Genomic DNA, 26,209 nt, shown 5'->3' with positions numbered 1-26,209 from the left:
CTCGCGACAGCGCGGCGGGTTCATCCAGCGAAGGTTGAACCGGCGCGGACAAGACCCGCGCCGGTGAGAGGATCAAATGGCGCATCAATCGATCACACGAACCGGAAATCGTCAGCGTGAAGATTGCTCATCGTCACGTTCTTCAGCGTGATCGTGGTGTTGGCGTCATAGGTGATCAGCGTGTCCGCACCGACCTGGCTTGCAGCTGCCAGCACCGAGCTGAGGTTTGCGAAGACCGCATCGTCGAACTCGATGACGTCGACGGAGCCCGCTCCAGCCACGAAGTCCGTGATCGTGTCCTTGCCGAAGCCGGAGACGAAGATGAAGCTGTCGCTCTCCGTGCCACCGGTCAGCGTATCGTTGCCCGCCCCACCGATCAGGGTATCGGCGCCACCGCCGCCGACCAGCGTGTCGTTGCCGTTGCCGCCGGTGATGATGTTGGCCAGCGTATTGCCCGTGCCGGTGAAGCCGCCCGTCCCCGTATAGGTCAGGTTCTCGACATTGGCCGTCAGCGTGTAGGAGCCAAGGACGCTGACCCGCACCTCGTCCGTGCCCGCGTTCGCCGCCTCCGTCACGAGGTCGTAGGTGTAGTTGTTGTTGATCACATAAAGGTCGTCGCCAGCCCCACCCGTCCAGTAGGTATAGCCCACATAATTGTTCGCCGTCGTGAAGGTGTCGCCATAGGCCGAGCCAACCACGAACTCGAACCCGCTCAGCACGTCGCCTTGCGCATCGCCGCCCGTGTTCACACCCGTCTGGAAGTTGATCGACACAGCCGACCCGCTGCTCGCATAGCTCACCGTGTCGCCGACGCCTGAGCCGGGATCAGATCCGCCGTCCAGCGTATCGGCGCCGGCACCACCCTGGATCAGATCCGCACCACCTCCGCCTCGTAGGATGTTGGCACCCGCATCACCAATCAGCGTGTCGGCAGACTCCGAGCCCTGGAAGACCTCGATCCCGATGAACACGTCACCCGCAGCGTCGCCCGTGTGCACGCCTGTCGCCAGGTTCACCGTCACGCCCGCGCCACCATAATAGGACGCCGTATCCGTGCCCGCCCCGCCGATCAGAGTGTCGGCGCCACCAGCTCCGATCAGGGTGTCGTTGCCGTTGCCGCCGGTGATGATGTTGGCCAGCGTATTGCCCGTGCCGGTGAAGCCGCCCGTCCCCGTATAGGTCAGGTTCTCGACATTGGCCGTCAGCGTGTAGGAGCCAAGGACGCTGACCCGCACCTCGTCCGTGCCCGCGTTCGCCGCCTCCGTCACGAGGTCGTAGGTGTAGTTGTTGTTGATCACATAAAGGTCGTCGCCAGCCCCACCCGTCCAGTAGGTATAGCCCACATAATTGTTCGCCGTCGTGAAGGTGTCGCCATAGGCCGAGCCAACCACGAACTCGAACCCGCTCAGCACGTCGCCTTGCGCATCGCCGCCCGTGTTCACACCCGTCTGGAAGTTGATCGACACAGCCGACCCGCTGCTCGCATAGCTCACCGTGTCGCCGACGCCTGAGCCGGGATCAGATCCGCCGTCCAGCGTATCGGCGCCGGCACCACCCTGGATCAGATCCGCACCACCTCCGCCTCGTAGGATGTTGGCACCCGCATCACCAATCAGCGTGTCGGCAGACTCCGAGCCCTGGAAGACCTCGATCCCGATGAACACGTCACCCGCAGCGTCGCCCGTGTGCACGCCTGTCGCCAGGTTCACCGTCACGCCCGCGCCACCATAATAGGACGCCGTATCCGTGCCCGCCCCGCCGATCAGGGTGTCGGCGCCACCGCCGCCGACCAGCGTGTCGTTGCCGTTGCCGCCGGTGATGATGTTGGCCAGCGTATTGCCCGTGCCGGTGAAGCCGCCCGTCCCCGTATAGGTCAGGTTCTCGACATTGGCCGTCAGCGTGTAGGAGCCAAGGACGCTGACCCGCACCTCGTCCGTGCCCGCGTTCGCCGCCTCCGTCACGAGGTCGTAGGTGTAGTTGTTGTTGATCACATAAAGGTCGTCGCCAGCCCCACCCGTCCAGTAGGTATAGCCCACATAATTGTTCGCCGTCGTGAAGGTGTCGCCATAGGCCGAGCCAACCACGAACTCGAACCCGCTCAGCACGTCGCCTTGCGCATCGCCGCCCGTGTTCACACCCGTCTGGAAGTTGATCGACACAGCCGACCCGCTGCTCGCATAGCTCACCGTGTCGCCGACGCCTGAGCCGGGATCAGATCCGCCGTCCAGCGTATCGGCGCCGGCACCACCCTGGATCAGATCCGCACCACCTCCGCCTCGTAGGATGTTGGCACCCGCATCACCAATCAGCGTGTCGGCAGACTCCGAGCCCTGGAAGACCTCGATCCCGATGAACACGTCACCCGCAGCGTCGCCCGTGTGCACGCCTGTCGCCAGGTTCACCGTCACGCCCGCGCCACCATAATAGGACGCCGTATCCGTGCCCGCCCCGCCGATCAGAGTGTCGGCGCCACCAGCTCCGATCAGGGTGTCGTTGCCGTTGCCGCCGGTGATGATGTTGGCCAGCGTATTGCCCGTGCCGGTGAAGCCGCCCGTCCCCGTATAGGTCAGGTTCTCGACATTGGCCGTCAGCGTGTAGGAGCCAAGGACGCTGACCCGCACCTCGTCCGTGCCCGCGTTCGCCGCCTCCGTCACGAGGTCGTAGGTGTAGTTGTTGTTGATCACATAAAGGTCGTCGCCAGCCCCACCCGTCCAGTAGGTATAGCCCACATAATTGTTCGCCGTCGTGAAGGTGTCGCCATAGGCCGAGCCAACCACGAACTCGAACCCGCTCAGCACGTCGCCTTGCGCATCGCCGCCCGTGTTCACACCCGTCTGGAAGTTGATCGACACAGCCGACCCGCTGCTCGCATAGCTCACCGTGTCGCCGACGCCTGAGCCGGGATCAGATCCGCCGTCCAGCGTATCGGCGCCGGCACCACCCTGGATCAGATCCGCACCACCTCCGCCTCGTAGGATGTTGGCACCCGCATCACCAATCAGCGTGTCGGCAGACTCCGAGCCCTGGAAGACCTCGATCCCGATGAACACGTCACCCGCAGCGTCGCCCGTGTGCACGCCTGTCGCCAGGTTCACCGTCACGCCCGCGCCACCATAATAGGACGCCGTATCCGTGCCCGCCCCGCCGATCAGGGTGTCGGCGCCACCGCCGCCGACCAGCGTGTCGTTGCCGTTGCCGCCGGTGATGATGTTGGCCAGCGTATTGCCCGTGCCGGTGAAGCCGCCCGTCCCCGTATAGGTCAGGTTCTCGACATTGGCCGTCAGCGTGTAGGAGCCAAGGACGCTGACCCGCACCTCGTCCGTGCCCGCGTTCGCCGCCTCCGTCACGAGGTCGTAGGTGTAGTTGTTGTTGATCACATAAAGGTCGTCGCCAGCCCCACCCGTCCAGTAGGTATAGCCCACATAATTGTTCGCCGTCGTGAAGGTGTCGCCATAGGCCGAGCCAACCACGAACTCGAACCCGCTCAGCACGTCGCCTTGCGCATCGCCGCCCGTGTTCACACCCGTCTGGAAGTTGATCGACACAGCCGACCCGCTGCTCGCATAGCTCACCGTGTCGCCGACGCCTGAGCCGGGATCAGATCCGCCGTCCAGCGTATCGGCGCCGGCACCACCCTGGATCAGATCCGCACCACCTCCGCCTCGTAGGATGTTGGCACCCGCATCACCAATCAGCGTGTCGGCAGACTCCGAGCCGGTCACATTCTCGACACCAAATAGGAGGTCCCCTGCAGCGTCGCCTCCAGTGTTGACATTCGTCGCGAGATTGACCGCGACCCCAGCTCCGCTGGCGGCATAAGACGCCGTATCGCTGCCATCATCGCCGTTGAGCGTGTCGGCTCCGGCGCCACCGATCAGCGTGTCGTTTCCGCCACCGCCGGAAAGAACGTTGACGCCGGTATTGCCGGTCAGCGTATCGGCATAAGCCGAGCCGATGATGTTTTCGATATTGGTCAGGACGTCGCCCTGGGCGTGGCCTCCGGACTGCGTGCTCAGCGTCAGGTTGACGGTGACCGCGGCATTGCTGGAGACGTAGCTCGCCGTATCCGAGCCGGCATCGCCATCGATGGTGTCCGCGCCCGCGCCGCCTTCGATCACATTCGCCGAGGCATTGCCTTTCAGCGTATCGACCAGGCTGGAGCCGATCAGGTTCTCGATCGCGGTGAGGACATCGCCTTGCGCATCGCCGCCGGTGTTGACGCCTGTCAGCAGGTTGACCGTGACGGCGGCAGTGCTTCCCGCATAGCTCGCCGTGTCGGACCCAGCCGCGCCGTCCAGGGTGTCCGCACCGGCGCCGCCCGTCAAAACATTGTTCGCGCCGTCGCCCGTCAGGCTGTCCGCGAAGGCCGAGCCGATCAGGTTCTCGATGCTGGTGAGCGTGTCCCCGGCTGCATCGCCGCCCGTATTGACGCCCGTCGCCAGATTGACCGTGACGGCGGCAGCGCTTGCCGCATAGCTCGCCGCGTCGGACCCGGCCGCGCCATTCAATGTGTCCGCGCCGCCGGCGCCGATCAGGATGTCATCGCCAGCCCCAGCCGTGATCACATTGGCGGACGCGTTGCCCGTGCCGGTGAAGGTGCCGGTGCCGATAAAGCTCAGATTCTCAAGATTGGCGGACAGCGTGTAAGCGCCGAGGCTAGTGCGGATTTCATCCGTGCCCTCGCCCGCAGCCTCCGTCACGACGTCGGAAACATTGTCGACGACGTAGATGTCGTCGCCGATCCCGCCGACCAGCGTATCTGCCCCCGTGCCGCCATCCAGCGTATCAGCGCCCGCGCCACCATTCAGCGTGTCGTTGCCGGCGCCTCCCGTCAGCGCATTGTTGTTGACGTCCCCGGACAGGGTGTCGTCGAAGGCCGAGCCGATCAGGTTCTCGATGCTGATCAGCACATCGCCTTCGGCGTCGCCGCCCGTATTGACGCCCGTGGCGAGATCGACCGTGACCGCTGCTGCGCTAGTCGTGTAGCTGGCGGTGTCGGACCCGCCCGCGCCATTCAGCGTGTCGGCTCCACCGGCGCCGATCAGGGTATCGTTGCCGGACCCGCCCGTGATCAGATTGGCGCCGCCATCGCCCGTGCCCGTGAAGTCGCCGGTGCCGGTATAGGTCAGGTTCTCGACATTGGCCGAGAGCGTATAGGCGCCAAGGCTGGTGCGGATTTCGTCGGTCCCCTCGGCCGCCGCTTCGGTCACGACGTCCGCGGCGTTGTCGACCAGATAGATATCGTCGCCCGTGCCGCCAGCCAGCGTGTCGCCGCCTGCGCCGCCATCCAGCGTGTCGGCGCCCGCGCCACCCGTCAGGACATTGGCGGATCCGTTTCCACGAAGGGTATCGTCAAAGGCCGATCCAACCAGGTTCTCGATGCTGATGAGCACATCGCCTTCTGCATCGCCGCCCGTGTTGACGCCGGTCGCCAGATTGACCGTGACCGCGCTCGCGCTGGCGGCATAACTGGCTGTGTCCGTGTTTGCGCCCCCGTCGAGCGTGTCCGCGCCAGCGCCACCGACCAGCGTGTCGTTGCCGGCGCCTCCGCTCAGACTATTTACTGCAGCGTCACCCGTCAGGCTGTCGCCAAAGGACGAGCCCGTCAGGTTTTCGATTTCGGCGAACACATCGCCAGCCGCGTGACCGCCTGTAGCGACGCCCGTCGCCAGATTTGCCGTCACGGCCGCGGAGCTGCCGCTATAGGACGCGGTATCGGAGCCGAGGCCGCCAATCAGCGTGTCGGCGCCAGCGCCGCCGATAAGTGTGTCATCGCCCGCGCCGCCCGTGATGACGTTCGCGCCGCTGTTGCCGGTCCCGGCGAAGTTGCCCGAACCGGTATAGGTCAGGTTCTCGACATTGGCGGTGAGCGTATAAGCACCGAGACTGGTGCGAACTTCGTCGGTGCCCTCGGCCGCGGCCTCCGTCACGATGTCCGAAGCATTGTCGACCAGGTAAATATCGTCGCCGGCTCCACCGATCAGCGTGTCAGCTCCGGCGCCACCATCCAGCGTGTCGTTGCCGGCCCCTCCCGTCAGCCCATTATTGCCGGCATCTCCGGTCAGGCTGTCATCGAAGGCAGACCCGACCAGATTCTCGATACCGATCAAGATATCGCCTTCGGCGTCGCCACCCGTATTGATGCCTGTAGCCAGGTTGACCGTGACAGCGGCTGCGCTGGTCGCGTAACTCGCCGTATCTGACCCAGCCATGCCGTCGAGCGTGTCGGCTCCAGCGCCGCCGTCCAGCGTGTCGTCCCCGGCCCCGCCGGTGATCACGTTGGCAGAGTCGTTGCCGGTCCCGGCGAAGTTGCCCGAACCGGTATAAGTCAGGTTCTCGACATTGGCGGCGAGCGTGTAAGCGCCGAGGCTGGTACGGACTTCGTCCGTGCCTTCGGCCGCAGCTTCCGTCACGATGTCGGAAGCGTCATCGACGATATAGATATCGTTGCCGGCACCGCCGATGAGCGTATCAGCTCCGGCGCCGCCATCCAGCGTGTCGTCCCCGGACCCGCCGGTGATCACGTTGGCGGAGCCGTTGCCGGTCCCGGCGAAGCTGCCCGAGCCGGTATAGGTCAGGTTCTCGACATTGGCCGAGAGTGTATAGGCGCCAAGGCTGGTGCGGATTTCGTCCATGCCCTCGGCGGCTGCTTCGGTCACGACGTCCGAGGCATTGTCGACCAGGTAGATATCGTTGCCGACTCCGCCGATGAGCGTGTCAGCTCCGGCGCCGCCGTCCAGCGTGTCGTTGCCGGCGCCGCCGGTGATCTCATCATCGCCGGTGTCGCCAAGGATCACGTCAACTCCGGCCGAACCTACGAGGATGTCATTGCCCGAGGTTCCGACCACAGTCGGCGCCCCATTGGGATCCACCACTGCACTGGCATTGATGGTCGCCAAATCCCAGCTCGTGCCGTCGGCGAAGTCAAAGCGCTCGATGCCCCAGTTCTCGGTCGTCGAGTAGAACTGATGGTCGATAGTGATGACCTCTCCCGTCGAGGTCACGGTCACCTTCAGCTTGTCACCATCTCGAACAAGGCTGATGTCGGCCGCGTTGAGATCGGTCAATCGCAGCACGTCAACATTGTCGGTGTACCCTGCCAGGTCATCGATCGTGTCGCTACCGTCGCCACTGCGGTAGATGTAGATGTCGCCGCCGGCGCTGCCGGTGATCTGATCGTCGCCTTCCTTGCCGAAGATGATGTCCTCTACCCCGGTGCCTGCAATCACTTCTCCGGCTGATGTTCCGACGATCGTCGCATCCCCCGTGGGGCCAGCCGCAGCATTGGCATTGATCGTCGTGAGATCCCAGCTCGTGCCGTCGGCAAAGTCGAAGCGCTCGATGCCCCAGTTCTCCTCAGTCGAGTAGAACTGTCGCTCGACTGTAATCAGCTCGCCAGTAGGTATGATTGCGATCTTCAGCGTGTCGCCCACCCGCGTCAGGCTGAGATCGCTGGCGTTGAGGTCGGTGAAGCGCAACACGTCGACATTGTCGGTGTATCCGGCTTCGTCCGCGATCGTGTCGCTGCCGTCCACTGAGCGGTAGATGTAGACGTCGCCACCGGCGCCGCCGGTGATTACATCGTCGCCCTCCTTGGCAAAGATAATGTCCTCGATTGCCGTACCCAGGACCGTCTCTCCGGCCTGCGTGCCGATGACAGTGGCATCGCCCGTTGGGTCGATAGCCGCATTTGCGTTGATGGTCGCGAGATCCCAGCTCGTGCCGTCGGCGAAGTCGAAGCGCTCGATGCCCCAGCTCTCGGTGGTTGAGTAGAACTGCATGGCGACGGTGATCACCTCACCGGTCGGAATGACTGTGATCTTGAGATCGTCGCCCGCCCGCGTCAGCGACAGGTCGCTGGCGTTGAGGTTGGTGAAGCGCAGCACGTCGACATTGTCGGTGTAGCCGGCACCGTCGTTGATCGTGTCGCTGCCGTCGCCGGAGCGGTAGATGTAGACGTCGCCGCCCGCGCTGCCGCTGATTGTGTCATCTCCCTCCTTGCCGAAGATGATGTCCTCAATCGCTGTGCCCTCGATCGTCTCCGATGCGGTAGTCCCGATGATCGTCGCGTCCCAGGTGGGCTCTTCACCCACGAAATCAAAATCATCCTCAGTAAGGTCACTGGTTTTTACCCAATTCAGGGTAATGTAATTGTCATTGTCAACGTAAATAATTGTATTAGGACCGGCTTGGATTGCGGCAGACATTACCTCTGAAAAATTTTTAAAAACGGCTCTATCAAAAACGAGTTTGTCACCGTCAGGATCGTACACCTGTCCCTGTCGCTGGTGGGGAGAGAAGTCGCTAATGACGTCTTTTCCGAAACCGGGTTCAAACACAAAGAGGTCCGCGCCCTCGCCTCCGCTGAGCTGGTCGTCTCCAACACCACCTATAATTGCATCGCTTCCGCCGCCTCCGGACAGAACATCATCACCAGCACCGCCATCGACGTTATCATCACCCTCTCCCGCAAAAACATCGTCGTCACCAGCGCCCACATTAAAAACGTCGTCGGCATCAAAGCCGACCAGATAGTCGTTACCGTCGGTGCCGGCTTGTTGCAGATAGGCCTTTTGAATATCGAGTGCCGTCCAAATTGTGAGGTCCGCAAAGCGGAACTCCTGAATCCGCGGCCCTTCCGCAGCGAACTGGCCATGGATCTCAATGCTTGCCCCAGAGGGGAGAGCTATCCGGATATTATCGCCGACACGCTTGAGAATCAGGTCAGCAGGTGCCACGCCAGCGCCGAATTCAATGGCATCGATCGCCGTAGCGTCGTAGTTCTCAAAAACAAAGTCGTTCCCGAATGCGTCTCCAAACACGTAAACATCGTTACCTGAGCCGCCGGCCAAACTGTCGTCACCGCCCCCGCCATCAATTCGGTCATTGCCATCGCGTCCATATATAACTTCGCCCGCCGCGGTTCCTGTGAGATTATCGCCACTTGACGTACCGACGATTTCGGGACCGTTTGCGACCGAGATCGTAAAGGACTTTTCGAAAGTGAGCCCGCCGCTGTCGCTTATGCCAACGGTAATTTCGTGGGACGATGCGGTTTCGAAGTCTATATCAGCGCCGGCTACTGCATAGACATACCCATCAGCCGTAATCCGAAACCGCCCATTCGCATCATTAGTGAGGTAATAGTACGCGCTGTGGGTGCCGTCCGGGTCCTTCCCAAGTGCCTGACCAACAAAACGATCTCTCAAAGATACTTCTGTAACAGCAGATCCACTCCACAAAAGATCTGTTGGCGCGTGATTTTCGGTGCTGGCGGCTCGCGCGGCGATCTGAGCGCGATCCCAGATGGTGCCATCTGCAAAAATGATTTGCTCAATACCGCTCTCGCCGTCGCCCGAGAACTGATCAAATATGAAGATATTCCGATCTACGCCATAAACATGTGTGGCCGGGTCGTCGAACGTTCGAGCAAATAATATGAGATCCGATCCAGACATAACAAACTCGATGTCTGCGGAATTCAAACTTTGAAACTGCAGTACGTCGGCCTCGCCACCTCCTGACGCGCTCTCCGCAATATAATAAGAGCCATCTACTGGGCGATACAAATATGTATCGGACCCGCCTCCGCCAATCAACAGATCGATGCCGCCGCCGCCGCTGATCTCATCATTTCCCTCTGTCCCCTGCAGCACTTCGAACGCGGCAGTACCAGCTACTTGAGTTGGCACAACATTTGTCGCAAGCGAGGTCTCCTGATGGAAACCCATTGAATCTTCCTGCGCAAAGTTGAGGCTATCATCCGAAGCGCTTCCTGTAGCGGCGGCTCGGCTCTGTCTCGCCTCGCCGGAAATGCCGAATAGTGAGTCGACGTACGCCTGATCAGCGGCATCTAGGGCAAGATCGTCATTATCAGGATTGGCATCGCTCAACCTGGCATTGATCTTAACAGAGTACGCAAGCAATTTAAGATAGGGTGTAACGAAAAAATTCGAGTTGGTATGGTGAGGGCGTGAATCATAATCTGCACGCGCAGTCTCCACGTAGCTCATGTCGGCAGCGGTCTTCAGGCCGAAATCCCCGGAAGCGTAATCCGAAAGAACAGCGACCGCTCCACCGGGACCGTAAATGAATAGGTTATCCTGGGAATGAATGAATATTGGCCCCCTAGAAAATGCATCCCGACCACTTGCAAATTCAGGAGTGGTATATCCGAGGTAGAATCCGTTATAACCAGCTAGATACTGATCAGTAGGAAAGTCAGCATACTCTCTACCAACAGATAATACTTTGACTTTCGTAACGTTCATATCACCTAAATACAATTTATCATCTACGCCACTATCCAGAACTCTATCCGAAGGATTAACATGGAAGCTATCAGAGCCGGCCCCACCGTCAAAAACGTTACCTTCCGTGCCACCTCTTAATTCGTCATTCCCATCGCCGCCGGATAGTTTATTCTGTCCTTCGCCGCCATTCAGGGTATCGTTCCCGTCGCCGCCAGCGAGAATATCGTCGGCGCCGCCGCCTTCCAGATTGTCGTCTCCACCGCCACCATTTACATCGACGGCCTTCGTTGCACTTGTGGCACTAAACGTATCGGCTTCCGCCGTCAGAACGAATTTCTCAAAACCTGAGAACTCCAAGCCCCCGAATTTTAATGTATCTCCTCCATCAAGATGAACCCCCTTGCTAGTGATCCCGCTCAAATCCAACTTGTCTTCGGAGCCGCTTCCGGCATCGACTTTTATGATTTTGTTGTTTTCACCGCCCATCTCCTCAAATAATTTCAGATGAATTGAACTCGTACCATCACCGAAGCGAGCTGTTTCAAAGTTGCGAATTTGATCTATTTCAGCGCCGGATTGGCCGGACCGAGTGAACTCCACCGTTAGAACTGGAGATCCATCAGGTTTAACCCCCTGAGGTACCTCGCCCTGCGGTTTCAAGCGGAGCGTAATCTCGCCTGTGATACCGTCGTATACAGCGGTGTCCGATTCAGCACCGCCATCCAGAAAATCGTTACCGGCTCCTCCGTCGACTTCATCGTCGCCGCGCCCTGCAAATACCCAATCCTCACCCGCTTCGCCAAGTATTTTATCGTTGTCTTGAGCATCCGTGGTGCCAGCTGCCTGGTAGCTTTTCACCTCCAGCAGGTCGTCGCCTAGAAGCCAGCCACGGAACGGACCACCGTCTCCTAACTGTCGGCGAGCCTCCACTTCATCACCGAAAATGACATCATTACCCGCCCCTCCCTTAAGCTCATTTTTAAGTTCATTACCGATTATGAGGTCGTTCGCCGAACCTCCAGTAGCATTCTCGATCTCGACATTCTTTGCGATTGAAATATTCTTGGCTGGCCCCTCAACCGCGTTAAGCCCCCGATTCGGCCAAGGCCCGATCGAACTAAAAGCTGTATCATTTAGATTAAGGACGACCTCGGAGGTCAGCCCTTGCGCAGAGAGTGTGTCTATGCCTCCGGTATCCCAAATTGATTCTAAAACATTACCTGCATAACTATAAGTATTATTTTCAGTATTATTTGACGCTGATCCGTACAAGTACTGCAGAGCGCTAATATCATACAATTGTAATTTGTCGGGAAGATAGGCACTCCCATTTGAATCAACCAGCCCGTCTGATGAATACGCCTCTACAGTATATCTTCTACTTGAGGCGTCGAGCGAAGAATCAGGATGAGCCAAGCCCAATGCATGGCCAATCTCGTGGAGAACTGTGGAACGGAACCCTTGAGTATTGCCCCCATTAAAATTATCCTTAAACCAAATATCCCCTCCGGCGCCCGGAGAATTGAGGTTCAGATTTGCTATCGCTGGAGCAGTGGGATGAGGAATATTGGGGCTCAATCCAAAAGCTATATCGCCTATAGAACCCGTTGAGTTATCTTGTATTACTTCGACAAATGTGACATTGATAATCTTTGCGATCTGATCAAATAACGCACGTATAGCTGATTTCTGCTGCTCAGAAAAAAGAATAGGTTGTCCAGATGCAGGCGTAACGTCCGACTGGTACAGCGGCATCTCCGTTAGGAATGAAAACGTAATAGTACTATTATTCCACTTGCTTCCGGTGAGTAATCCCGAAATATTCTGCGCAGCATTTGTCATGGATTCCCCCCACTAGTAGATAACATAGATCTTGTTAGGCCTTCCAAAACATAGATCTCTGATAATTCTATTATTTCTTTAGATATGCATGATGCAAGCGCGTCGCTGGTCGCGCAGAAAGAGACTTTCGGAGGCGCCACGCGCTGAAGTCTGCCTTCGATATGAGTAGAATATAACTCGACCATCGATGACAGAGCCTGCAATTGGGTGCCCGGAACAGGCTCAACTGAGATTGTATAAACAACCTTTAGATTGCCGCGATCTTGAGATTTGGAAGAACACTGGTTGCCTTCTTCAAATTTTACGTTCAAATTGCGGCTACGAGAGATGCTTAAAATCTCAGAGTTAGTGATGCGTTTCACGGAGCTAATTAGCGTTTGATCGGCTGTAGGCGGGTAAATTTCTATCTGAGAACAAACATTTTTGATGTCTTGGAAATAAGAATAAATGGTATTTGACCTTGCGGGTAGCGTTTCGCTTAGCGAGAGAAACAGCAGTGCAGCGGCAGCTGACGCACGTGAAAAAATATACCCTGTCATCATGCGCCTCCATCAAGGCGAGCATTAGAGGCTTGAGATCGCGGATTGCTCCAAGCCCGATCAATTGACCCACGGGGCATTTATTCTCCTGAATCCGGATTCGACCGGGCGCTGAACACCATCATCCCGTATGGTACTCCTTAATGAAATCGCCATGCGTCGTAAAATTCAGATAAGGTTCGCCGGTACGCCCAGACGCTTCAATCAGGTAATGTTCTGGGATTGACGACAGCCATGGCAGCTTTTGCCTCAGCATATGCCGCGTTACCGGTACGCCTGTGAGCCATTGTGGCCCGGCCCAGCCAAAAGGCAGATATGACAGCATGCCGACAGGCACGGTCTCGATCGTCGCCCTGGTCAGGCGTACGCCCGGTCCAAACGACGCCTCCAAGGCGTTCGGATCAACCCGCTCGACTGTTCTGGAGTCGCTCATGTCGCGAAATCTGACGAGAAGCGGGAGCTGCTCGGGTTGCAACTCTCTGGTTTCGCCAGCACGAGCATAACGCTCCAGCGAACGCGGCAGCCCCTCGTCGCTTTTGTCGTCATCCGCGCGCGGGAAGGCTGACTGAACGATTTCGTCTGGAGAGGAGCGCCACATCCTGATGGGCTTGAATGGCCGCTCAATATCTTTCAACAGCGCAAACAGCACGCCACGGGGGCCAAGGTTCACTGCTACCGCCTCGCCCGACACGCTCGTCGAGACACCACGGGTTTGGGGAAGCATGCCGGATTTTCGCGTGACGCGAACTTGAACCACTGCCGTGCCGGTATGCATCATGCCATCCGCCAAAACCGACAGCGTCAATCGGTAGCGATAGGTCCAGCTATTCGCGAGTTCTTCCATGGCCGCAGCTGCGAGCCATACAAACGGAACCAGCAGGGTCGCCACTGTGAGCGCGGCCAGGATACGAATGAATTTCTTCACAGCGCCTGTCGCCGCCACATGAGCGTTGTGTGCTCGACCGGCGTGGCGACGGAATGGGATTGCCAAGAATTCATTCTCACTCGACCTCGCATTTCAACCCTTACGAGTGCTAGCGAGCAGGCGCGACCAACGCATCCCCCCGCCGCAAGGACCACCGCAATACGCATCAGATCGCTTCGCCCCCAGAGCCAAAACTGCGCTCCGCCACTGACGCAACAGCAGCGGCTCCATCAGGCCAGCCGGCCCGAACCCATGACAACATCATTCCGGCGGCCGCCCTCGATTCGCTACCTATGCGAGAATAAGAGGCGGCGGGCCGCAAGGGCAATGTGTTTTTTCAAGGGCGTCGACTTTTCCCAAATGTTTCATATTTCGGCGTCTTTGGTGCGCCAACGCAGAGACGGAAAGTGAAGACGGCTGTTTCAGCGCATTTTCGACAAATTCGCTGAAATTCCAGCATTTCCGTCGTTCCGCCCAGTCGCCAGTAAACACAACCGTCGGTGTCGCATCGATACAACCGGCCTCGCTGGCCAGGATGAGGAGTCGGCGACACGCGAACCATCGTTGGAGTGGGGCGTGTCCGCGCTCACAACAGAGCCTCACCGCCGCGCTCGCGAGGTGCAGCCCTCCCCGCGAATCTATCGATCGAGACCCTGCCGGATCTGGAGGGCGGACAGGGGACCGTTGATTCCGAGTGTTCCGGACAGATCGGCGATCGCATCAGCCGACAGAGCTTGAACGGGAAGGTCCAAGGATGCTCCAGGAGGCTCCCCGCAAGCTGGAGCATCCTTCGAGACGCCGCTTCGCGGCTCCTCAGGATGAGGGCTGGAGGTTCCAAACGGGCCCTAAGCGCAGCGTTGCACTTGACGCCGCCGCTCGCGATCGCACACCCGCTGCCGCAGCGCTCTCGATGCCCTTTGAGGCCGCAACGCCTTCGTTCAATCCTCGTCTTCGCGGGCCCTGCCGGTTTCGACCAGCAATTACGGCGACAGTTTACTTAATTTTGGCTTGGGCCCGCGCTTTTGCGGCGCAAGCGCGCGGCCGGCCGCCGTTTCAAGCGTAGCGATCCACGACGGCGCGCCCAGTGGACGGCCGGTCGTCTCCGCCAGGCGAAGGGCATTGGCCGCAGCCGCGTCCTCTTCTGTCTCCAGCAGGCTGGCGAAATCGGGAAAGCGCTCCAGCACCGGCCCGAGATCGGTCAGGCCATCGGCATCCCCGCTCAGATGGGCGCGGACGCTCGACCACGGCCATTCTTCAGCCCGGGCGACGAGGCGGGCCCGCACCGGATTGAGGCTGACATAGCGCACAGCATGGGCAAGGTGGCCCTCGTCCATGACGACCGAACCGAAGCGCCCCTGCCAGAGGTGCCCGGTCCAGCGGTTGCGGGCATTGATCCGCGCCGTGTAGCGGCGATGCGCCTCGCCGAGCAGAGCGCGCAGGCCATCGGGCGTCTCGGGAACAGCCAGGAGATGGACGTGGTTCGGCATCAGGCACCAGGCGATCAGCCGCGTACCGGATTTGGGCGCATAGGCCTTCAGGAGCCCGATATAGGCCTCGTAGTCGTCGTCCCCGAAGAACACGCGCTCGCGCCGGTTCCCGCGCTGCGTGACATGATGGGCAAGGCTAGGAACCACGAGGCGGGCGAGACGGGTCATGCGCGCACGGTAGCAGTGCGGAGTAATTAGTAAACTGTCACCGTAATACTAAACTTGGCTTCTGATCCGAGAAGAGAAGCCATCGCATCGCGGGAGTATTCTCGCCGAACTCCAGTTTCCTGAAACACGGGCAAGACAGAATCGAAAAAAGCCCCGACTACCGGCGACAGCGCCGCGTTTGCAAATCGACCTGGCCCGGAAGTCATGAACGAGACGGCGTCGACCTTGATCGTCGTTTTGGTCTCCGGAGGGCGGATAAGCGCGTTGCTAATCAAATCGGTGGGCGGGGTCTCTGTTCCATAAAGAAATAGATTAGTAATCGTCGTAGGAGTCAAGTCTTGCCAATTGTACGTCATAGGCAATCTCCCGATACGTCAGTTTATTTCCGATGGTCCGCGAGAATAAAGTTGTCCAATCTGACCCGTAGCGGTGCCGCAATTGTCTAAAGATATGTAAACATCCGAAAATTGCCCTTCATTGTCATTTCGTAATTTATCAGCAAGCGGATGTATTATGTGAACCCATCGCTTATTGTATCCGAATATATATGAAAAAAACGAATTGCTGAAAAATTCCGATGAACTTTCAAGGCGACAGCACTTTGGATTATTTTTAAGATATCGAGATATGTCCTCCATTCCTGGATCTTGTGACATGCCCCTCATGTATTTCGCTCGATAAAAAATAGCGTTTTGCAGGAATTCATCCCCAGGAACGTAACGAAGTTGGGATATACACAGTCCCGTAGCATTCAATCCACCAAGAGAAAGCGGAACAAGCACGACGGCGGCAGCCAATGTTAATCTTGTAAATGATTTCATTATTCATCGGCCTATCATAGTTTTATCGAATTCAATCAACAATAGAAGCGCGCCCAAAGTCGAAAGACTCCGGCTTTGTAACACGCGGTCGTAGATTTCCAGCATGAACAACGGGCCAGCGAGGCCAAGCAGATTGATAACGCCAGCGAAAGCTGCAGCACCCACCAAGGCCCTCCACGCCCTCTGACTCATAAAATTAAGAACCACCGAAAAGTTGCATCGGCACGACGGCGAGCAATCCAACCGCCGCAAAGACCAGCGCAATACGCATCAGATCGCTTCGGCTCCAAAGCCAAAACTGCGCTCCGCCACTGACGCAACAGCAGCGGTTCCATCAGGCCAGCCGGCCCGAACCAATGACAACATCATTCCGGCGGCCACCCTCGATTCACTACCTATGCGAGAATAGAAGGCTGCGGTCCGCAAGGGTAATCTGTTTTTTCAAAGGCATCCGCTTTTCGCAAATGTTTCATATTTCGGCGTCTTCGTTGCCCTGACGCGGAGGTGGAAAGTGAAGATGGCTATTTTGGCGCATTTTCGACAAATTCGCTGAAATCCCAGCATTTCCGTCAATCCGCCCCCTCGCCAGCAAACACAACCATCGGTGTTACACCGAAACAGCCGGCCTCACTGGCCGGAGCGAGGATTCGGCGACATGTCAGCCGTCCTTGAGGCTAGGCGAATCTGCACTCACAACAGCCCCTCAACTCCTTGCTCGCGAGGGCATCGCGCGCAGCATCTGGCTCGCAAGCCCCAGGCAAACGAGCTCCACCAGCCGCTCGACCTGCCGGTCGAGCTCGCGCTGCGGCACCGCCACGAGCTTCTCCTCGAGCCCGAGCATGACGACGCCGTGGACGGCTGAGAACAGGGTTCGGCTCAACAGGACAAGATCGGGCTCGCCAGCCTGGGGCTGGAGCCGCTGCAGCGGCGCCAGGATGTAGCGGAACATCGTCATCTGCTCGTCGATCGCCCAGTCCGGCACGATCGCGCCTTCCGCCATGCGATGCTCGAACAGGGTGCGCCAGAGCTGCAGGTTCCCGCGCGCGAAGGCGCAGTAAGCCTGCGCGATCGCGACCAGCTGGGCGCTCGCCTCTTCCGTGGAATCCAAGCGGCGGCCTTGCGTCGCCTGCGCCAAAGCGGCGTCGAGCCGTGCCAGCGTTCGCGAACCGACGCGCAGCACGAGCTCGTCCATATCCTGGACGAGATTGTAGATCGCCCCCAGCGCGCAGCCCACTTCGCTCGCCAGCTCGCGCGCCTTGAGGCCGGCAAGCCCCCTCTCGGCAATGGCGCGCTCGGCCGCCAGCACCAGGGCCTCGCGCTGCCGCTCGCGGCGTTCCGTCGTCTTGACCATGCTCCACCCTAGTTTTGAACAACGTTCAAAATATGCCTTGAACGGCGTTCAAGTTCGTGTCATGCCTATCGTCGTGAACAACGTTCATAACGGAGTGCCAGCCATGTTCAAGATGTTTGTGACCCTCTTCCGCGGCAGCGTCGCCGAGGCGGGTGAAGCCATCGCCGACCGCAACGCGCTATTGATCCTCGACCAGCAGCTGCGCGATGCGACCGCCGCCTTCGACCGGGCCAAGAAGGCGCTCGCCGTGGCGATCGCCCAGGACCAGCAGGAGAGCGCCCGCTTTGCTGCGACCAAAGGCCGGGTCGTCGATCTGGAGCACCGGGTCGGCGCGGCGCTTGCTGCCGGCGACGAGATCCTGGCCCGCGAGGGCGCCGAGGCCATCGCTGCGCTGGAGGCCGATCGCGATGCCGCTGCCGCGGCGCAGGCTCTCTTCGCCACGGAGATCCTGCGGCTGCGGCGCCATCTCGCCCAGGCCCAGGCGCGCATCGCCGAGCTCGATCGCGGCCGGCGCTTGGCGCGGGCCTCGGAGGCGGTGCGCGAGATGCGCCGCGGCCGGACGGAAGCCGCCCGGCCCCATGAGGCGACGCTTGGAGAGGCCGAGCAGACGCTGAAGCGGTTGCGCGAGCGCCAGATTCAAGCCGAGGCGGCCGATCTCGCGCTCGATGAACTCGACGGCGCGGCCACAATCTCGGTCACGGAGAAGCTCGCCGCGCGCGGCTACGGCCCGCGACTGAAGCCGACCGCCGATGACGTGCTCGCCCGCCTGCGCGGCCAGTCCGCCGCGACCGCCTGACCAATCACCACTGCCCTCTCACGCACGGAGATCTTCGATGAACCAGAATTCCCAACCCCATAGCGGCGCCTGGGTCAGCTTCACCTATGCCTCGTTCTTCACCGCCGCCGTCATGGTCGGCACCGGCATCCTGTTCCTGCCGCTCGACTGGTGGGCCAAGGGCTATCTCGGCATGGGCGCGATCATGCTCGTCCAGTCCTGCGTGACCATGACCAAGACGGTGCGCGACATGCACGAGGCCTCGCGGCTGGTGAACCGCATCGAGGATGCGCGCACCGAGCGCCTGCTGATGGATGTCGGCAAGCCGGCGCTCTGAGGGACGGTCTGGCCCTCGCCCTTCGAGACGCCGCTCACACGGCGCCTCAGAGGGTGGCCGATAACGATGCCGCTGTTCTCAAAAGCTCGAATATCGCGGAAAAACGCGCCGTCATCCCGGACAAGCCGCGTCAGCGGCGCCGATCCGGGATCCATGCCGGAGCGCTTGCAGGTGAGGTTCCGGAATGGATCCCGGGTCTCCCTGCGGTCGCCCGGGATGACGGCGCGTTTCCCGAAACTCCAGCCGACTGAAATCCTTGCCGACGCTATCGGCCAGGCTCCCCAGGATGAGGGCTCGAATGTCCAAACGGGCTCTGAGCCGCCCGATCGCGCAAAACTCCGGCGCGCCGGTAAGTGCGACTTAACCGAGAAACCGCATCGCCATTCGCGTGAAACGATTGTTTTCCCATGGCGATGCAACCCTCCCTCGAACGCAACGCGAGCAAGCCATGACCGATAGTTTGATGCTGAAGCGGCGCTTCGCGCCGTTGTTCTGGGCGCAGTTCTTCTCCGCCTTCAACGATAATTTCCTCAAGAACGCGCTCGTCTTCATCATCCTCTACAAGCTCGCCGGCTCGCATGGCGAAGCCTTGGTAACGCTCGCCGGCGGCATCTTCATCGCGCCGTTCTTCCTGCTCTCGGGCCTCGGCGGCCAAATGGCCGACCGCTTCGACAAGGCGCTGATCGCACGCCGCTTGAAGCTCGCCGAAATCGGCGCATCCGGGATCGCGGTTGTGGGCTTCATGCTGCAATCGGTGCCAGTGCTGTTCGTGGCGCTGGCGGCCTTCGGCATCATCGCGGCGCTGTTTGGCCCGATCAAATACGGCATCCTGCCCGATCACCTCAGGCGCGAGGAGCTGCCGACGGCCAATGCGCTGATCGAGGGCGCGACCTTCATCGCGATCCTGCTCGGCACCGTCGCAGGCGGCCTGACGGCGCGGGAGGGCGGCAATGTCGCCTCGCTCAGCGCCCTGATCATGGTCTTTGCGCTCGCGTGCTGGGTTGCGACCCTGTTTATCCCGAAGACCGAGGCCGCCGCTCCCGAACTCGCGATCGACGCCAATATCTTCCGCTCGACCGGCGGGTTGCTCAAGGATCTCTGGGCCGATGCCCGGCTCTGGCGCACCGGCGTCATGGTCAGCCTGTTCTGGCTGATCGGGGCGGTGGTGATGTCGCTGCTGCCCTCGCTGGTCAAGAACGGCATGGGCGGCACCGAACTCGTGGTCAGCGTCTATCTCGGTCTCTTCGCCATCGCGATTGCGGTCGGTTCGGGCATCGGCTCCTTCCTGTCGAGCGGGCGGATCGTGCTCCTGCCGGTGCCGGTCGCCTGCCTCGTCATGGGCCTGTTCGCGCTCGATCTCGGCTGGGCGATCTCCGGCGTGGTGGCGCATCAGCCGGCGCGCGATGTCGCCGCCTTCTTCGTGGACGGCCTGGCCTGGCGCGCCGGCATCGATCTCGTCGGCCTCGCCATCGCCGGCGGCGTCTTCATCGTGCCCTCCTTCGCCGCGATGCAGGTCTGGGCCCCGGCCGAGAAACGCGCGCGCATCATCGCCGCCGCCAATGTGCTCTCGGCTGCCTTCATGGTCGCGGGCGCCGTCGTCGTCGCGCTGCTGCAGGCTGCGGGCTTGAGCCTGTCGCAGCTCTTCCTGATCATCGGCGCGGGCACGCTCGCCGCTGCCATCTGGATCTTCAGGACGCTGCCGACCAATCCGCTGCGCGATTTCCTCTCGATCCTGCTGCGCGCTTTCTACCGGCTCGAGATCACCGGCCAGGAGAACATCGGCAAGGCCGGCCCCAATGCGATCATCGCGCTGAACCATGTCAGCTTCCTCGATGCGGCGCTGGCGCTCTCGATCCTCGACAAGGACCCGGTCTTCGCCATCGACCACGGCATCGCCCAGCGCTGGTGGGTCAAGCCCTTCCTGAAGCTGACGCGCGCCATGCCGCTCGACCCGACGCGCCCGCTGGCGACGCGCTCGCTGATCAATGCGGTGAAATCAGGCGAGAGCCTGATCATCTTCCCGGAAGGCCGCCTCACCGTCACCGGCAGCCTGATGAAGGTCTATGACGGCGCCGCCATGATCGCCGAGAAATCCGGCGCCATGGTCGTGCCGGTTCGCATCGAGGGGCTGGAGGCGACCGTGTTCTCGCGATTGACCCGCGAGCAGGTCCGCCGCCGCTGGTTCCCGAAGGTGCGCGTCACCATCCTGGAGCCGGTCGCGCTCAGCGTTGCCGAGGAATTGAAGGGCAAGGCGCGCCGCCAGGCGGCGGGGGCCGCGCTCTACCAGATCATGTCGGACCTGATCTTCAAGACCACGGATATCGACCGCAGCGTCTTCGAGGCCGTCGTCGAGGCCGCGAAGGTCCATGGCATGGGCCGCGTCGCGGTCGAGGATCCGATCACCGGCTCACTGACCTATAAGCGCCTGCTGATCGGCGCCGAGGTGCTCGGCCGCAAGCTCGCCCCGCTGGCAAAGCCGGGCGAAGCGCTCGGCGTGATGCTGCCCAATGCCAATGGCGCGGCGGTGACGCTGCTCGGCTTGCTCTCGGCGGCCCGCGTGCCGGCGATGATCAACTTCACTGCCGGCGCCACCAATATCGCGGCGGCCTGCAAGGCGGCCGAGATCGGTACGATCGTGACCTCGCGCGCCTTCGTCGAGAAGGGCCGGATGGGGCCGCTGGTCGAGGCGCTCAGGGAGACCGTCGCGATCGTCTATCTGGAGGATGTCCGCGCCACGGTTTCGACCAGCGACAAGCTCAAGGCCCTGTGGCGCCATGGCCGGCCGATCCTTGCCTCGAAAGGGCAGGACCGGGCCGCGATCCTGTTCACATCGGGCTCGGAGGGGACGCCCAAGGGCGTCGTCCTCTCCCATGCCAACATGCTCGCCAACACGGCCCAGGCCGCGGCGCGGATCGATTTCGGCCGGCGCGACAAGGTCTTCAACGTGCTGCCGGTGTTCCATTCCTTCGGCCTGACGGTCGGCCTCGTGCTGCCGCTGGTCTCGGGCGTGCCGGTCTATCTCTATCCCTCGCCGCTGCATTACCGGCTGGTGCCGGAGCTGGTCTACGGCTCCAACGCCACCATCCTGTTCGGCACCGACACCTTCCTCTCCGGCTATGCCCGGGCGGCGCACCCCTATGATCTGCGCTCGCTGCGCTACATCCTGGCCGGGGCCGAGCCGGTGAAGGAGGCGACGCGCCGGATCTATATGGAGAAGTTCGGCGTTCGCATCCTGGAAGGCTACGGCGTCACCGAGACCGCGCCGGTGCTGGCGATCAACACGCCGATGTTCAACCGCTTCGGCACTGTCGGGCGGATCATGCCGGGCATGGAAGCCAGGCTCGAACAGGTTCCCGGCGTCGATGAGGGCGGGCGCCTGCATGTGCGCGGCCCCAATATCATGCTGGGCTATCTGCGCGCCGAGAATCCCGGCATGCTGGAACCCCCGGTCGATGGCTGGCACGACACCGGCGACATCGTCACCATCGACAAGGACGGCTTCGTCGTGATCAAGGGCCGCGCCAAGCGCTTCGCCAAGATCGCCGGCGAAATGGTCTCGCTCGCCGCGATCGAGACCCTGGCGGCCGAGCTCTGGCCCGATGCGCTCTCGGCCGTGGCGAGCCTGCCCGATGCGCGCAAGGGCGAGCGCCTGGTGCTGGTCACGGCCCAGCGCGACGCGACCAAGGCGGCCTTCCAGGCCCATGCCAAGAGCAAGGGCGCCTCCGAATTGATGGTCCCCGCCGAGGTCCTGGTCGTGCCGGCCGTGCCGGTGCTCGGCTCGGGCAAGCTCGACTTCGCCGGCGTCACGCGCCTGGTGCGCGAACGCTCCGCCGCGCTGGCCGCCTGACGCGATGCTCACGAGCGAGCGCGCCAAGACCGCATCGGGCGCTATCGCGCTGTTTCACCGCCCCGCCAGGGAGGATCCGCTCGAGACAGGCCAGGCCTTCTACCGCGCCTGGCTGACGATCGAGCGACTTGGCCTCGCCGCCTGCCCGGTCTCGGTTCTGGCCGATTGGCCCGAGGCGAACCGGATGCTGGTCGCGCAACATGCGCGTTCCCGCGGGACGCCGGCTCGTCAACGTCTTCAGGCTGGGCGTTGCGGCGGGCGCGCCTTCGACGCGGTATGTCCGCTTGCCGGTTCAGGAGCTCATCATTGAGGCGGGATGCATGAGCTAGTCCGCGCGTGTTTGAAGGATTCCAGCGCTTATACTGGCGGCCTTGAGCGCTGAGCGATGGCGTTATTCTCTGCCGTCATTCCGGGACATGGCGCAGCCATGGGCCCGGAACCCAGAGCCGATGCCCGTCGTCGTGACGCGAGCCGGCTACCTCTTCTCAAGCAGCGGCATCGGTTCTGGGTTCCGGGCTCGATCCTTCGGATCGCCCCGGAAAGACGGCGGCGCCGCGGCCATGAGTCGCTGAGGCACGGACCGTTCGTAACATCCGTCATGGTCGGGCTTGTCCCGACCATCCACGTCTTCGCTGGTCGAGGATCGTGTTCAAGACGTGGATGCTCGCCACAAGGGCGAGCATGACGGCTAGGACGTCATCCTGGGCGAAGCCCCCGGGTCCGATCTTCGATCGGCCCAAGGTAAACTCCGCGCAGACCCGCGATCCATGCCTGAACCTCTACAGGCAGCGCGCGGGGAACCCCTCTCCTGCATCGAAGTCGGGTCTACCCGACTTCGACACTCCAAGTGCTGAACCCGGGTATACCCGGGTTCAGTGAGAGGGGCAGGGGTGAGGTGTAGGCCCCCGGACCAGTTGCGTAAAAACCTCACAGCGGCGCAGCGGTGAGGTCGCGGCCAAAGCGTCAAACGGCCGACCCCTCACCCTGCCCTCTCCCTACGGGAGAGGGTTCCCCGCGCTTGTCTGTGCGTGCTTTCCCCTCAGGGAAGAGCGGGGGATGAACAGCACGCTATCACACGCCTGCTGTCGCAGCGCTCTCGTGGCGATTTGAGGCCGCAACGCCGGCGTTCAATCCTCGTCTTCGCGAGCCCTGCCGGTTTCGACCAGGATCTCACGTTTGCCGGCGTGGTTGGCGGGGCCGACGATGCCTTCGTTCTCCATCCGCTCCATGATCGAGGCAGCGCGGTTGTAGCCGATCTGGAGGCGGCGCTGGATATAGGAGGTCGAGGCCTTCTTGTCGCGCAGCACCACCGCCACAGCCTGGTCGTAAGGGTCGTCGCTCTCGGCCTGGCCCATCGCGCTCTTGTCGAAGACCGCGCCGTCCTCGCCCTCAGCTGCGCCCTCCTCCTCCTCGGAGGTGACGGCTTCGAGATATTGCGGCCGCCCTTGCGTCTTCAGGTGGGCGACGACCTTCTCGACCTCGGCGTCGGAAACGAAGGGGCCGTGGACGCGGGTGATGCGCCCGCCGCCGGCCATGTAGAGCATGTCGCCCTGGCCGAGCAGCTGCTCGGCGCCCTGCTCGCCCAGGATCGTGCGCGAGTCGATCTTGGAGGTGACCTGGAAGGAGATCCGGGTCGGGAAGTTCGCCTTGATCGTGCCGGTGATGACGTCGACGGAGGGGCGCTGCGTCGCCAGCACGACATGGATGCCGGCCGCACGCGCCATCTGGGCCAGGCGCTGGATCGTGCCCTCGATCTCCTTGCCGGCGACCATCATCAGATCGGCCATCTCGTCGACGATGACGACGATATAGGGCAGAGGCTCGAGGTCCATGACCTCCTCCTCATAGATCGCCTCGCCGGAATGCTTGTCGAAGCCGGTCTGCACGGTGCGGGTGATGACCTCGCCGGCCGCCTTCGCCTCGCCGACGCGGGCGTTGAAGCCGTCGATGTTGCGCACCGAGACCTTCGACATCTTCTTGTAGCGCTCCTCCATCTCGCGCACCGCCCATTTCAGCGCCACGACCGCCTTCTTCGGGTCGGTGACGACGGGCGTGAGCAGATGGGGAATGCCGTCATAGACGGAGAGTTCGAGCATCTTTGGATCGACCATGATCAGGCGGCACTCTTCCGGCTTCAGCCGGTAGAGCAGCGACAGGATCATGGTGTTGATCGCCACCGACTTGCCCGAGCCGGTAGTGCCGGCGACGAGCAGATGCGGCATGCGGGCGAGATCGACGATCACCGGCTCGCCGCCAATGGTCTTGCCCAGACCCAAGGCGAGCTTGTGCTTGGAGCTCTCGAAATCCTGGCTGGCCAGCAATTCGCGCAGGAAGACGGTCTCGCGCTTGGCGTTGGGCAATTCGATGCCGATGGCGTTCTTGCCCTGGACCACGGCGACGCGGGCGGCGATCGCGCTCATCGAGCGGGCGATGTCGTCGGCGAGCGCAATCACCCGCGACGACTTCGTGCCCGGCGCCGGCTCAAGCTCATAGAGCGTCACCACCGGGCCGGGGCAGGCCTGGACGATTTCACCACGGACGTTGAAATCCTCGAGCACACCCTCGAGAAACCCGGCGTTCTGCTGCAGGATTTCGGTGGGAACGGTGGCCTCGAACGTCCGCGGCGGCTCGGCGAGAATCGTGATCGGCGGCAGCTCGAAGGCGGCCGGCTGCACGGCCGGCGAAAGCACCTGCGCAACAAGGCGGGTTGGAACGATGCGGGTTGGCTCACTGCGAGAGGGCTCAACGCGAGAAGGCTCGATGCGCGAAGACTCTATGCGAGAAGACTTGGCTGCCTGCGCCGCCCCGATTTCGCGCGTCTTGCGCGTGACGACGATGCCGCGGCCGGCCGCGGGGATGGCATCAGTGGCGGGTGAGACGTCCACGGCAAGCGGGACGGCAAGTGACGTGACCGGTGAAGTGGTCGCAGGGGCCCTGCCCTGGCCGGCATCGGACCATGACCGCGGCGATAGCTTGACGCTCACAGTGTAGGCTTGGCTCGCGCTCGTCCAGCGCTCGGCGGGATCGGCTGCCGGCAAGGTTACGGGAACAGACAAGGCTACGGGAATGGCGACGCCCTTGCGGGGCGCGACATGCTCGGGGGGCAAGACACGGTCCGCTTCAGCGAGCCCGAAGGGCGCCACGCCTGCAATGGCGGGCTCGATCTTGTCGGCAAGCCGCTCGGCTTCGACGTCCCGCGGACCGTTTTCGGGCAGAAACTCCCAGAAGGCGTGGTCGGAGATCAAGGCGAAGGGCGTCGACGCCGCGACATCATCGGCCGGGGCGCAATCCTCCGCTGGGGCTGCGTCATCCCGCACTGGGGCCGCAGCCGCTTCGGCCTCGCCATCATGGAAAGCGTGATCGGCCTCCGGCACCGCTGAGGGAAGCATCTCCGGCTCGGCCGGCTGCTTCAGCAGGCGGTCCGGCGTGCGCCAATAGCGCACCTCGCTGCGCCGGGATTGGCTTGGCTCCGATTTGGGAATCCCGGCCGGATTGTCGACGCCGCCATATGCCGTGATCGCCGCAGGGCCGGCCAAAGCCCCACGCACTTGGCCCCCGTGCACTTGGCCCCCCTGCGCTGGCGCCGGATTCAGGACCGGGTTTGCGCGCCTGAGCCTGTTGGGTGTCGGAACAGCCGGCAAGGTCTTGATCCCGGCCTTGTCACGCGCCTGGCCGGCGCGCGTCTCGGAACCAATGGGCCGATCGATGTGGGATGTTGGAAATCGCTCGGAAACGGCATCTTGCGCCAGGCTGTCAACGTCGAACTCAGGCATCGGATACCGCAGGTTTTAGAGATTTACTGACCGCCCACAGGCCTAGTCCGGCAGGGTTAAGAGGCGATAAATGTTCCGCTGCCGAGAGCGC

General features: G+C 61.6%; 10 protein-coding genes. 4 read left to right on the top strand and 6 right to left on the bottom strand.

The window, feature by feature from the left end:
* Positions 1 to 92: 92 nt before the first annotated feature.
* The 5 genes from ACSQ3P_RS22705 to ACSQ3P_RS22685 all read right to left on the bottom strand — a co-directional run bounded on the left by ACSQ3P_RS22705 (position 93) and on the right by ACSQ3P_RS22685 (position 17,386).
* Positions 93 to 11,552 (bottom strand): calcium-binding protein, encoded by an 11,460-nt coding sequence (locus ACSQ3P_RS22705; RefSeq protein ID WP_436167749.1) that lies wholly within the window; start codon positions 11,550 to 11,552, stop codon positions 93 to 95.
* Positions 11,553 to 12,091: 539 nt separating this feature from the next.
* Positions 12,092 to 12,634: a hypothetical protein gene (locus ACSQ3P_RS22700; RefSeq protein WP_436167748.1), complete on the bottom strand. Its 543-nt coding sequence runs from the start codon at positions 12,632 to 12,634 to the stop codon at positions 12,092 to 12,094.
* A 121-nt stretch (positions 12,635 to 12,755) separates the two neighbouring features.
* Positions 12,756 to 13,559, bottom strand: coding sequence for a hypothetical protein (locus ACSQ3P_RS22695; RefSeq protein ID WP_436167747.1), 804 nt, complete (start codon positions 13,557 to 13,559; stop codon positions 12,756 to 12,758).
* 980 nt (positions 13,560 to 14,539) lie between these two features.
* Entirely contained in the window at positions 14,540 to 15,214 is a 675-nt protein-coding gene (locus ACSQ3P_RS22690) for a transposase (protein ID WP_436167746.1), read from the bottom strand.
* Between the two features lie 1,524 nt (positions 15,215 to 16,738).
* Positions 16,739 to 17,386, bottom strand: a complete 648-nt coding sequence (locus tag ACSQ3P_RS22685; protein WP_436167745.1) for a TetR/AcrR family transcriptional regulator — start codon at positions 17,384 to 17,386, stop codon at positions 16,739 to 16,741.
* A 103-nt stretch (positions 17,387 to 17,489) separates the two neighbouring features.
* On the opposite strand from ACSQ3P_RS22685, the gene ACSQ3P_RS22680 reads away from it, so the two are divergent.
* The 4 genes from ACSQ3P_RS22680 to ACSQ3P_RS22665 all read left to right on the top strand — a co-directional run bounded on the left by ACSQ3P_RS22680 (position 17,490) and on the right by ACSQ3P_RS22665 (position 22,655).
* Complete coding sequence (locus ACSQ3P_RS22680; RefSeq protein ID WP_436167744.1) at positions 17,490 to 18,182, top strand: PspA/IM30 family protein; 693 nt, start codon at positions 17,490 to 17,492, stop codon at positions 18,180 to 18,182.
* 37 nt (positions 18,183 to 18,219) lie between these two features.
* Positions 18,220 to 18,498 (top strand): YiaA/YiaB family inner membrane protein, encoded by a 279-nt coding sequence (locus tag ACSQ3P_RS22675; RefSeq protein WP_436167743.1) that lies wholly within the window; start codon positions 18,220 to 18,222, stop codon positions 18,496 to 18,498.
* Between the two features lie 448 nt (positions 18,499 to 18,946).
* Complete coding sequence (locus tag ACSQ3P_RS22670) at positions 18,947 to 22,345, top strand: acyl-[ACP]--phospholipid O-acyltransferase (RefSeq protein ID WP_436167742.1); 3,399 nt, start codon at positions 18,947 to 18,949, stop codon at positions 22,343 to 22,345.
* Between the two features lie 4 nt (positions 22,346 to 22,349).
* A complete protein-coding gene (locus ACSQ3P_RS22665; protein ID WP_436167741.1) occupies positions 22,350 to 22,655 on the top strand; it encodes a hypothetical protein in 306 nt (101 codons plus the stop codon).
* Positions 22,656 to 23,472: 817 nt separating this feature from the next.
* On the opposite strand, the gene ACSQ3P_RS22660 is transcribed toward ACSQ3P_RS22665, so the two are convergent.
* Positions 23,473 to 25,908: a DNA translocase FtsK gene (locus ACSQ3P_RS22660; protein ID WP_436167740.1), complete on the bottom strand. Its 2,436-nt coding sequence runs from the start codon at positions 25,906 to 25,908 to the stop codon at positions 23,473 to 23,475.
* Positions 25,909 to 26,209 lie beyond the last annotated feature (301 nt).

It is taken from the genome of Allobosea sp. LjRoot9, assembly GCF_964252745.1.
GTDB lineage: Bacteria > Pseudomonadota > Alphaproteobacteria > Rhizobiales > Beijerinckiaceae > Allobosea.
This window is presented reverse-complemented; position numbering and strand designations above follow the sequence as displayed.